We start from the raw sequence: 12,127 nt of genomic DNA on the forward strand, positions 1-12,127 counted from the left end.
TGTTTTTTAATGGGTCTTTTTAAAAAATGATTTTTTATCTGCTTTTTTCAACCCATTACCTTCAAGGGATGAAGAATGATTACTCTCATCCGTGTCAGGCAACTCGAATGCCGATACAGCATTAACAAGGTTATTAGCCTGATCTTCTAATGCTGCGGCAGCAGATGCTGATTGCTCCACCAAAGCAGCGTTTTGCTGTGTCACCTGATCCATCTGACTGACTGCATCAGCGACTTGGTGAATACCTCGGCTTTGTTCATCAGAAGCTGAGGCGATTTCTGCCATTAATTCAGTGACTTTATTTACTGATGTGACGAGTTCCTCCATTGTTTGCCCTGCATTATTAACGAGTTGAGAACCTTGAGAGACACGTAAAACAGATTCATCAATCAACAATTTAATTTCTTTTGCAGCATCAGCACTACGTTGAGCAAGGTTACGAACTTCTCCAGCGACGACAGAGAATCCACGTCCTTGTTCACCGGCGCGAGCAGCTTCAACCGCCGCGTTAAGTGCTAATATATTGGTTTGGAACGCAATACCATCAATCACACTGATAATAGCCCCTATCTTTTGAGAACTTTGTGTAATCGCATCCATGGTTTCAACAACACTATTCGTGATTTGACCACCACGAATGGCTGTTTCAGAAGCAGACTCTGCGAGCTTGCTCGCTTGTAGGGCGTTATCAGCATTTTGTTTTACCGTTGCTGTTAACTCTTCCATGCTTGCCGCAGTTTCTTCTAACGAAGCAGCTTGTTGTTCAGTTCTTGAGGATAAATCCGTATTTCCTTTGGAAATTTCTTGAATACCGGAGTACATAGCATTGCTGTTGTCTCGAACGATACGAATAGAACGCGCTAGCTCTCCACGCATATCTCGTAGTCGTCTAAACACATCCCCTATTTCATCATCGGTGAAGACAAGAATTTCACGATTTAATTTACCGGTAGCCACATCATTAAAATAACGGCTTAAACTTGCGAAAGGTTTAATGATATTAAAACTTAGCCAGCGATGAGCGGCGAGTGATACCACAATAACCATCGCTATTGCACCGATAAACATCAAGATAGCAATAGTATAAGAGCGATGTCCTTGCTCTATAGATTCAGTAATTTCTGTCTGAACATAATTCATATAGGTATTAAATGAATTTTCCATCGCGGTTTGATAACGTTCCGTTGGTTGATCTAAAAAGCCTTGGAAGTTACCGTTTTTTAACATGCTATGTAATTCAGTTAATGCACCATATAAAACGTGGTAATCGTTTTTTACTGCTTCAACGATTTCTTTTTCTTCTGTTGGGATTGCCTCTTTATTTATATCAGCAAGGAAATTTTGAAAATGAGTATTCGCCGTTTCCAAACGTGAAAGTGCAATTGATTCAATAGATTGAATATAGTCTGTTGACTGTTCAGTTTTCACTGCAATAGCTACACGATTAATCGCATTACGTGTTTGTATTAAAGATGCCCAACTTAATCCTAATTCATCTCGCTTAGATGTATCTATATCTACTCTGGTGATCTGTTCGTTATTCAAATGAACGATCCCTAGCGAAATACCACTAGAAACCACCTGCATAACGCAAAACATCATCAGTAATAAATAGAGACTGGTGGATATCTTTAATTTGCGAAACCTAAACATGCCTTCACCTCGTTTAAAGCGGTGGTAAAAAGCCACCGCTTGTCAGCCACTTGTTGTTGTTAGAAAGTTTCCCAGTTAGCGGGATCTTCAACACTGCTGCTCTTTTTCTTTTCTGAGGTTCCTGGTTTTATAAGTGGAGCAGCGGCTTTAACTACAGGGGTTGCATCCGATTCCTTTCTTTCTAGCGTTTTTTCTTCCTGACCCGGTAATTTGAAGATTGAAACTAAGCGGGTTAATGCAACTGCTTGATCTTCAAGACCAGCAGCAGCGGCTGCAGATTGTTCTACTAAAGAGGCGTTTTGCTGAGTGACACGATCCATTTCAGAAACCGCAAGACCAACTTGTGAAATACCTCGGCTTTGCTCATCTGATGCAGAAGCGATTTCGCCCATGATGTCAGTAACACGCGTTACAGAATCCACAATACGCGTCATCGTTTCCCCCGCACTTTCAACGAGTACAGAACCCGTTTCAGTACGACTTACAGAATCTTCAATCAGTGTTTTTATTTCTTTAGCAGCTTCTGCACTTCTCTGTGCAAGGTTACGAACTTCACCGGCAACTACCGCAAATCCGCGACCATGCTCACCGGCTCTTGCCGCTTCAACAGCCGCATTCAGCGCCAAAATATTGGTCTGGAATGCAATGCCATCGATAACAGCAGTGATATCAGTGATTTTCTGAGAACTTCCGGCTATGTCGTGCATTGTTTGCACCACATTAGCAACAACTTTTCCGCCTTGGCGGGCAATATCTGAGGCGTCATTAGCAAGGTTACTTGCTTGGCGAGCATTGTCAGCGTTCTGTTTCACGGTCGCCGTTAACTGTTCCATACTTGCGGCAGTTTCTTCTAACGAAGCCACTTGCTCTTCTGTACGGGCAGATAAATCATTATTTCCAGCAGCAATTTCACTTGTACTGTTATAAATGTTTTCCGTGCTTTGATAGACACCACGAACAGTTTGAATAAGCTCTTGTTGCATATGTTTTAAGCCATTTGCTAACAAGCTCATTTCATTGCGGCCATTCACTTCTATATTTGGACGTAAATCACCTTCAGAGAAGGTTTTAATACTTAATAGAAGTGAATTTAATGGTCTAATTAAGGCATTACGTAATGCAAACCAGCATAGAATTAATGCCGAGATAACGATAATGGCTAACACAACCATAGTAATGACAGTACGTTGGTGAGAGGCTTCTAGTGCCACATTTAACTCTTCGTTAAATTTCTCATTGCGCATGACATATGCAAGATATTCTTTATAAAAAGCGTCTTGATAACCCGTAGTTGGTTGCTCAAAAAAGTCTTTTAAATTTCTATCTTGAAGTAAAATTTCTAGTTGGTTTAATGCAGAGAAATATTCGATAAAACGCCCTTTTAGGCTACGAACATCATCTTCTGAGTGAACTTGATAAGCGGTAATATTCTTTTCAAATTCTTTAAATTTCTCGTCTGCACGAGACATATTTTTACGAGCAAGACCCGTTAAATAATCAACAGACAGAGAATCATCCACATTCATATTTTTGTCTTGTAATAAAAAACTAATCGCTGCACGATTAATATTATTACGAGCTTGCAGTAAGTTAGCCCAGCTTTCATCTAGGCGCTCACGTTGATCCTGTATTATCAGTGTTTTATTAAGGTCATTTCTTGTCTCAACGATATTTGAGTAAAAAACCCCCCCTGAGACAAATTGCAAAACACCAAACAACAGAAGAATGGATAATAATCCAGTCACTATTTTCATTCGGCTAAACATAGTTTCCCTTTTTATAATAAATGGTAATGAGCAAGTTATCGGCAGACTTAAGAGAAACTTTATAGGATTCATTTCGCCTTAGTCGCATTTTTGCTCCATTAGAAAGCGGTGGTAATACTGTTTTTAATTAAAATTATAAGTATAAAAAACTTTAAAGTTATTTCCGTCAGTAGAAAAATATTACAGCTAGGTGATAGCTACTTATAAGTTAATAAATAATAAAATAGAACTTAACCAAAATTATTAGTTCTTTTTTATCTTTTAATTTTACTTAAAGTTAATTTAATGCTTTAGCACTCGCTAATAAAATAAAAAAAGGTAGAAATAGCTATTCCGGCAAAATTACCGGAACAGTATTTAGATTATTTTTTAAAAAAACAAAACTTATTTAGCTTGAATTGTTGCGCTATCGACTAATTCCATTTCTTCACTGTTGAGTAATTTTTCAATATCAACAAGAATAAGCATTCTTTCATCTAAAGTACCTAAACCAGTTAAATACTCAGTAGACATTGTGACTGCAAACTCTGGCGCAGGGCAGATCTGCTCTGGTTTTAGCGTAAGAACATCAGAAACACCGTCAACAACAATTCCCACAATTCGATTTAATAAGTTAACCACAATAACAACAGTATTGTCATTATAAGTTACACTTTCTTGTGAAAATTTAATACGCAGATCAACTATCGGAACAATAACGCCCCGTAAATTAGTTACACCTTTAATAAAGCTAGGTGAATTAGCAATACGTGTAACTTGATCATATCCACGAATTTCTTGAACCTTTAAAATATCAATTCCATATTCTTCATCACCCAGCGTAAAAATTAGAAATCCTTGTCCAACAGTTTCACCGGATAATTTCTCGAAATGTTCCGAAGCCATAATCTTATTTTATCCTCACTATTAAATGACTGCGCTCGCAGTTGTATTCTTTTTCTTATTCGTCATTTGTGTATGACTTAAACGTTGCAATTCTGGTACATCAAGAATTAAAGCCACACTACCGTCGCCCATAATTGTTGCAGCAGATATACCAGGAACTTTTCGGTAATTGCTTTCTATATTTTTAACAACAACTTGATGCTGACCAACTAATTGATCGACCAATAAAGCATAACGACGTCCGGCACTTTGAACAATAACCGCAATTGCTTGGGTAATATCAGTTTGAGCGCCTTCAATATTAAAAGTACGATGTAGTTCAATCAGTGGTAAATATTCCCCTCTGACCTGTAATAATTTCTCATCACCAGCCAATGGATAAATATCATCTTCTTCCGGTTGTAAAGAACTGACTACCGTTCCTAATGGCAAAATAAAGACTTCATCATGAACTTTCACAGACATACCATCTAAAATTGCTAATGTCAGTGGAAGTAAAATTCGAATACGCGTCCCTTTACCCACTTCAAAACTAATTTGAATTTGGCCACCCATCTCTTGGATATTTCGTTTTACAACATCCATACCCACACCACGACCAGAAACATCTGTGACGACTTCTGCGGTAGAAAAACCAGGTGCAAAAATCAGCATCGCAATTTCTTCATTGCTCATATTTTCAGAAACTGCAAGCCCTGATGAAATCGCTTTTTTCAAAATACGTTCGCGGTTTAATCCAGCACCATCATCAGTCACTTCAATACAAATATTACCGCCTTGATGTTCCGCAGACAGGGTTAGTTGCCCCGCTTCCGGTTTACCTGCTGCAACACGATCAGCCGGCATTTCAATACCATGATCAAGACTGTTACGAACTAAGTGAGTTAAAGGATCGATAATTTTTTCAATTAAGCTTTTATCAAGTTCTGTTGAGCTACCAATCATGTTTAGCTCAACTTTCTTATTCATTTTACCTGCAACATCACGCACAACACGAGGGAAGCGACTGAAAACATATTCCATCGGCATCATACGAATTGACATAACAGATTCTTGTAAATCACGAGAATTGCGCTGTAACTGAGCAATACAACTTAGTAAATCACTATATATTGCTGGATCAAGACTATCACTGTGCTGTGCCAACATTGACTGAGTAATAACCAGCTCACCCACTAAGTTAATTAGTTGGTCAACCTTTTCAACTGCAACACGAATACTGCTTGATTCTGTTTTTGGTGTCGCGGCTGCAACAGGTCTTTTCGCTGGTGTTGCCGATGCCGCAGGTGCTTTAGCCGACTCTGAGGATGGCGTCACTTTTTCAGGCGCGGGTTGCTCAACGTGGTTTTCAACATGAGCATCATCAACAGATGTTGTACTTTCTTCTGTAACTGTGTTTTTTTCTGGTGCTTTTTCTGCAACAGCCACTTTTTTAAACGAGATTTGTTCAGGTTCAATCACAAAACAAAGTACAGCGCTGATATCTTCTTCTGTTGCAGTGGTTTTTAATATTGCTTCAAGACCATGATGCTGTTTTTCAACTTGGCTAACTTCACCAAGATGTTTTAATTCATCAAGCATTAAATCAATATCTGTCTCTTTAAGATCAGACAAAATAATGTGATGGTAATAATGTCCATCAGCCGCCATTGTCGATGCGACTTCAACCATGGTTTCTACGGCTTCACTTTGCACATTTTCAGCGTCAGATGACAAAACAGGCGTTTCAATCATTGTGGTCTGTAAGTCTGAAGTTTCAGATCCAGCAACAGCCTCAACGTGAGGAGCGGATTGTTCTTCTTTTACATCGAGAGCCAGCTGACGCAACTTCTCACAAATATAGTTAAATGTTTCCTCATCAGGTTCTTGTGAGTTTTTATGTGCATCCAATTGCTGTTGCATAATATCTTTCGCTTCCAGAAACAGGTTAATAATGTCGTCGGTGAGCGCCATCTCATGACGTCTTGCACTATCGAGCAAGTTTTCAAGCACATGAGTGGTCTGTTGAAGTTTAACGAAGCCAAATGTTGCAGCTCCTCCTTTTATGGAGTGTGCACTACGGAAAATCGCATTCATCTGTTCTTGATCTGGATTTGCAGGATCAAGTAACAGTAAATGCTGTTCCATATCAGCTAACAACTCATCTGCTTCATCAAAAAATGTTTGATAAAACTCAGTAATATCCATCGTTACTCATTCACCTTTACGCGATTACTAACAAATTAGGGGGCAATTCCCTGCTTTGTCGTAATATTTGTCGATTGTGATGGCAAACTTTCCCCAGAAACTCCTGTTTCAACATTTTCCTTTTTTGATTCGGGAAGCTCAGATGCAGAAGACACAGACGAACCCGTCTGTGTGTTTCCTGCTTTTTCTTGTGGGGTTTCTTGCCCTGAAAGTAGAGGTTCAATTTCTGAAGCCCCTGTTACTGTCGGTGCAACCCGCTCATTTTCTTGTACAATTTTTTGTTCTGCTTGCTTCGTTAAGACCAAAATACTGATCCGTCGGTTAGCAGGTGCAAAACCATCCTCTTTAACTAAATGAACTGTTGATGCCATACCTACAACACGCAACACTTTCCATTCACTCAATCCTGCACCAATTAATTCTCGACGAGAGGCATTCGCACGATCCGTTGATAGTTCCCAGTTACTATATTTAAAAGCGCCACTTGCATAAGGAATATCATCGGTATGACCCGATAAACTGATTTTGTATGGCGTGTCATTTAAAATAGGTGCTATTGCCGTCAAAATATCCTTCATATAAGGTTCAACGGTGGCACTACCGACCCTAAACATAGGTCTGCTTTCTTTATCTATAATCTGAATTCGTAACCCTTCATCCATCATGTCTATTAATAAATGAGGTTTCAGATCTTTTAACCGAGGATCGTTTAAAATAACTTGCTCTAAATTTTCTTTTAATCGGCGAAATTGTTGCTTTTCATTGAGCTGTTTATCTTCCTGGCCTTTTGGCAAAATATCACCTTCGTTATAGACAGGATCACGCCCTCCTCCAGGAATAGGATTGGTTGCATCCCCACTAAATCGCCCTTTTTCAATCGCGACTTTTAATGGCGTACGAAAATATTCGGCTACACGAGTTAATTCTTGTGGACTAGAGATTGAAAGTAACCACATGACAAGAAAGAAAGCCATCATTGCAGTCATAAAGTCAGCATAAGCTATCTTCCATGCACCACCGTGAGCGTTATGTTGCTTTCTCCCTCGCTTTTTAACTCGAATGATCTGTGAATTACTCTTCATAATTACTCTTCTTTCATTGCATCAGGATTTGCCTGCATTGGTGTCCGTACCTGACGTACATGTTCTTCCAATTCAATAAAAGAAGGTCTGTCTGCCAGAAAGAGGGTTTTACGTCCAAATTCAACCGCTATCTGTGGTGCATATCCGTTCATGCTAGATAACAATGTTGTTTTAATGCACTCCATCATTTTCATTTGCTGACTAGAGCGCTGTCTGAGTCTAGAAGCTAATGGTGAAATAAAGCCATAAGCTAATAAAATACCTAAGAAAGTACCAACCATTGCATGTCCAATTAATACGCCCATTTCACCGGCTGGTCTATCCGCAGCACCTAGCGCATTAACAACACCCATAACAGCGGCAACGATACCAAATGCAGGGAGTGAATCCCCCATTGCTGATAAACCTGTTGCAGGGACTTCGCTCTCTTCCTCAAAAGTTGCAATCTCTTCATCCATCAGAGATTCAATTTCATAAGGGTTCATATTCCCTGTCACCATCAAACGCATATAGTCAGTAATAAAACTGAGCATATAAGCATCTTTCATAATGCGAGGATATTGAGAAAAAATGTCACTTTGTTGTGGGTTTTCGATATCTCTCTCTAATGCCAACATCCCGTTCTGACGTGCTTTTGACAATAAACGAAACATCAGTGCCATTAAATCCATGTACATCGCTTTATTGTAATTTGTACTACGAAGCAACTTCGGTAGGATCTTCATTGTTGATACAATTGCTCTACCATTATTACCTACAATAAAAGCACCGACACCGGCACCAAAGATGATTATAAATTCGGCTGGCTGGTACAAGGCGCCTAAACTACCACCGACGAGAAGATATCCCCCGATGACGGCGCTCATAACCACGATATATCCTAAGAGTACTAACACGCGATATCCCTTTAGCTAATTTCGTTATAGAGAGAATGGCGAACATAGCAGCAAGAGATAGGAGGGGGAGAGGAAACGGCTCAGGTTATAGATAACTAAACTCTATAACCTGATATTTAACTTTCAATCTCGAATCACATTGCAAACTGTTCAAGACCATCCAACAGTTGTAAGTTAATATCGGCAGGATTGGCGGAAAGTTTACGTTTTTTTATTGCGCGAGAAGGTGGCTGGCAAAGACTACAAACATAATTACTAGCTGGCTGGTGTGCGTGTGTAATAAATGAACCATTACATTTGGTACAAACGGAAAGTTGCAACATGCCACTTTCAACAAAGCGTACTAATGTCCATGCTCTTGTTAGTGCTAAAATAGGTTCTTGATCTTTAACAGGTGGACATTGTTCTAAATATAAACGATAAGCTTTAACAACAGCCTCAACACCAACACAACCGCCATTTTTTAATAAAAAGCGATAAGCGTTATAAAACATTGAAGAATGGATATTTTGTTCCCATGTCATAAACCAATCCGTTGAAAATGGCAGCATTCCTTTTGGAGGGGGGCTACCTCTTAATTCTTTGTATAATTTAATTAAACGCCCCCGACTTAATTGAGTTTCACTTTCAAGCATTTGTAAGCGGGCACCCAAGGTGATTAATTCCATTGCTAAGCGAATATCTTTCGCTTCTCGGACGATACTTTTCTCACTCATTGTTATGCCCGTTTCTTTGTCGCATTAGTGTCTTGTTCCGATAACTGACGAAACAAGTTAGAAGAAAGAAGAATGCCAGTATGAATTTGTTGTAAATCATCCACTCTAGATTCTTTAGTGAGTTGTTCTATTGTTTCGCTGTCTTCAAACCGGAAATTACAGATTAGTTGGTTTGTTTCAGCCAACTTAACCAATTGAGGCAATGTAAGCTCTGCTAGCGCATCCGCCATTGCGTCACTAATCCCAAGCCGAAACATTGCGGAAGCCTTTTCTTGGTTAATTAACCTTTGCGCTAAAAGCAAATACGATAAATTTATGTCATAAATATGCTTAAGCAATTCAACCGTACTCATCTCTTTACATCCCGTCCGATTATATTGAACAAAGAGGATCTCTCTAATGAAAGATCCCGAGGAAATTAATATAAATGTAATATTAAATTTCCAGGCCCCATTTTATGAACATGACTCGTAGTAACACTACCTTGTATTACTTAGTTACGGTCATTTTCAAAAGTAGCGAAAAAAACATTTAAATTAAAAGTAAACTTTAAATGCTCGCCAATATAGCTCGTTAAGAATAATCCTAACGCCACAACTTTACTCCCTAACGATTAAGTTATTCAACGGATAAAGTAGTCTAATTTAAATACTATGTGAGTCACATCACAAAAAGATAATCATTATTATGGAATTAGTTCATTAACTATTCAAGTGATAAAAGTAATAAAACTTGGTGTAAATTAATAAGCTAATCTACCCAAATTAAAATATTAATGATAATTTTTTATTTTATACGATCTATTAAACTTATAAACCTAAAAATACAGCATAAAAATTTGACAAATCCGCAATTGTAGATTTTTTTGATCACAGTAACATATATTGATATATCTCCTCCTCATCTTTATCTAAACAAGGCTCCCAAATTTAATAAATATTTCTATAGATATTATTTTTTTCGTCATTTACGTAAACCTTCAGAAATGATCACTTTTTATTTACAATTTGTTTGAAAAATAATCAATTCTAATTATTTATAGTTATCCTAAATTTTTTTATTATTTTGCAACAGAAATTATTCTTTAAAATCAATACGATAATTCAATACATTTATTAAGCAGGACGATAAGTCATATAAAATTAAATTCTTAGTTATGCATCTTCACCCTTAAATCATTGAATATTTATTTCCACATTATTAAAGTTTCAACCGTAACAATACAATTTAACTAATGATTATTAAGCGCTATTTAACACTTAAATTACAGAACTCTTAATAAGTGTTTTCTTGGTTGTAAATTAATCACATAGAAATAATACCCACACATAAGTAAGTTTTATTTATGAATTACAGTGTATTTTATGAACAAAATAAATTTTAAATTGCCACAACTTTAATATAAAAATAGAAGAGTATTTTTTTATTTAATTAAATGAAAAAACCTGTTATTTAATTATCGATTCAAAATAGAATATAAAAATAATACATCATTTAACTTAAGTTAAATTTAAAAAAACAAGCGTTTTTTTATAAAATAAAGCCATAATTTATTAGTGTAAAAAATTAAATTAAAATCCGATTATTTTTATCCTTATATAAATATATATTAATAAAATAATCGACAATTAATTAACAATATAATACCCAGTAAAAAAATATAAAGAAAAAAAGCAGATTTATAATTTATGTCTTATATAAATACACCTCTTTTTTTATAAAAAAAAGACATTTTATGAAATATAAATTTCAATTTCATAAAAAAAGATCCCAAGATCTCCAATATAAAGTGATTAATTCATAAAATAATAATGCAGAATATAAATTCTGTTTTTCCTGTTATCAACATTATCTCAACACAATAAACGGCGGTAATGGCAAATATGACAACCTGAAGTTAACACTTGTATACATCAACTTTTTCAATGTAAAGACAGAAAAACAAATATGATCAAAATAACATCTCATTGACTATTCTATTAGCATTAGTGCGAACTAAAAAATATCAAATGTTACCTTTTAGCCCCAAAACAACCCCTAACAGCAATTGGTTTTGCTCTTACCAATGATGAGCATTGTTTCACTTTCTCTCTTATCGTGTAGTTAACCTCTTTTTTTCAACCTAGCTAGCACAAGTATCAAGACATTACAGAGCCAAAAGTGCTGACTTCGTAATAGCGTCATTACTTAACAAAAGTTGATGTGGATGGGCTTAGCAGAGTATAAAGATTTATATATCGGTATATCTTTACTTAAAGCGCTAAAATATATCTCTAAATATTTCTCTATTCTAATCACTAATTTTACTCATTTTGTTACCCTTTTTATGAGTAATTTTGCGTTTAAAAAGACTTTTCCTCTCTATCAAAACCTAATAAAAATATTGGTGTATCTAAATAATCAAGGCTTATATCTCATTTATTAGATTAGTCTTAAAAACCAATAACAGAGCTTAGTATTCTATACACCCAAACTGTTCTAAATTTTTGGAAAAGAAAGGTTTTGAAAAATATTGTAACCGTATTTTTCAAAAGTAATAATTGAGATTATTCATGTCGTGAATGCAAATACTTTATGCATTGCTTTCAGTTCTATTGAAATGAGTTACATCGTTTTTAGTAAGCAAACATGAAATGATTGTTCACCCTTTTATACCAGCAATTTTTTAAATTAAAGTTCCTCTTATCGTTGTTTTTATCTTTTTTAGTAAATCGAAAAAGGTCAGTACCACAATTATCTTTTATATATATTTTTACAGCAAATACTAATGACACATCTATTTCACACTAAGATAATTCTCTTTCTGTAATAAGTAAGATTTACGTCCTTGACAAAGTTGTAAACAAGATAATTTTGAAATTATTATTTTATTGAATGGAAAGAGTGGTGTGATTTTTCTACTCTTATTATAAGATTACTTATTGGTATCATTTTCTCTACAT

The 12,127-nt window shown here is 36.2% G+C and carries 8 protein-coding genes; all 8 read right to left on the minus strand.

The window, feature by feature from the left end:
- Nucleotides 1–6: 6 nt before the first annotated feature.
- The gene (locus tag BTA34_RS09945) at nt 7–1,653 is read right to left on the minus strand and encodes a methyl-accepting chemotaxis protein (RefSeq protein WP_151435496.1); all 1,647 of its coding nucleotides are present in this window, start codon (nt 1,651–1,653) and stop codon (nt 7–9) included.
- A gap of 59 nt (nt 1,654–1,712) precedes the next feature.
- Nucleotides 1,713–3,419 carry a methyl-accepting chemotaxis protein gene (locus BTA34_RS09950; RefSeq protein WP_151435497.1) on the minus strand — a complete coding sequence of 569 codons (1,707 nt, stop codon included), beginning with the start codon at nt 3,417–3,419 and terminating at the stop codon, nt 1,713–1,715.
- A gap of 384 nt (nt 3,420–3,803) precedes the next feature.
- On the minus strand, nt 3,804–4,304 hold the full coding sequence (gene cheW / locus BTA34_RS09955; RefSeq protein ID WP_023581802.1) for a chemotaxis protein CheW: 501 nt from the start codon (nt 4,302–4,304) through the stop codon (nt 3,804–3,806).
- 21 nt (nt 4,305–4,325) lie between these two features.
- Entirely contained in the window at nt 4,326–6,491 is a 2,166-nt protein-coding gene (gene cheA / locus BTA34_RS09960; RefSeq protein WP_151435498.1) for a chemotaxis protein CheA, read from the minus strand.
- 35 nt (nt 6,492–6,526) lie between these two features.
- Nucleotides 6,527–7,573 carry a flagellar motor protein MotB gene (motB, locus tag BTA34_RS09965; RefSeq protein WP_151435499.1) on the minus strand — a complete coding sequence of 349 codons (1,047 nt, stop codon included), beginning with the start codon at nt 7,571–7,573 and terminating at the stop codon, nt 6,527–6,529.
- Between the two features lie 2 nt (nt 7,574–7,575).
- Nucleotides 7,576–8,469, minus strand: a complete 894-nt coding sequence (gene motA / locus BTA34_RS09970) for a flagellar motor stator protein MotA (protein WP_151435500.1) — start codon at nt 8,467–8,469, stop codon at nt 7,576–7,578.
- 134 nt (nt 8,470–8,603) lie between these two features.
- The gene (flhC, locus tag BTA34_RS09975; protein WP_006533207.1) at nt 8,604–9,185 is read right to left on the minus strand and encodes a flagellar transcriptional regulator FlhC; all 582 of its coding nucleotides are present in this window, start codon (nt 9,183–9,185) and stop codon (nt 8,604–8,606) included.
- Nucleotides 9,186–9,187: 2 nt separating this feature from the next.
- The gene (flhD, locus tag BTA34_RS09980; RefSeq protein ID WP_151435501.1) at nt 9,188–9,538 is read right to left on the minus strand and encodes a flagellar transcriptional regulator FlhD; all 351 of its coding nucleotides are present in this window, start codon (nt 9,536–9,538) and stop codon (nt 9,188–9,190) included.
- Between the last annotated feature and the right edge of the window lie 2,589 nt (nt 9,539–12,127).

Origin of the sequence: Proteus sp. CD3, from assembly GCF_008808075.1 — a bacterium.
GTDB classification, from domain to species: domain Bacteria; phylum Pseudomonadota; class Gammaproteobacteria; order Enterobacterales; family Enterobacteriaceae; genus Proteus; species Proteus appendicitidis.

Bases quoted from the DNA above. Each gene is read 5' to 3' on its own strand.
- BTA34_RS09945 (WP_151435496.1), bottom strand. From the start codon at position 1,653: ATGTTTAGGTTTCGCAAATTAAAGATATCCACCAGTCTCTATTTATTA.
- BTA34_RS09950 (WP_151435497.1), bottom strand. From the start codon at position 3,419: ATGTTTAGCCGAATGAAAATAGTGACTGGATTATTATCCATTCTTCTG.
- cheW (WP_023581802.1), bottom strand. From the start codon at position 4,304: ATGGCTTCGGAACATTTCGAGAAATTATCCGGTGAAACTGTTGGACAA.
- cheA (WP_151435498.1), bottom strand. From the start codon at position 6,491: ATGGATATTACTGAGTTTTATCAAACATTTTTTGATGAAGCAGATGAG.
- motB (WP_151435499.1), bottom strand. From the start codon at position 7,573: ATGAAGAGTAATTCACAGATCATTCGAGTTAAAAAGCGAGGGAGAAAG.
- flhC (WP_006533207.1), bottom strand. From the start codon at position 9,185: ATGAGTGAGAAAAGTATCGTCCGAGAAGCGAAAGATATTCGCTTAGCA.
- flhD (WP_151435501.1), bottom strand. From the start codon at position 9,538: ATGAGTACGGTTGAATTGCTTAAGCATATTTATGACATAAATTTATCG.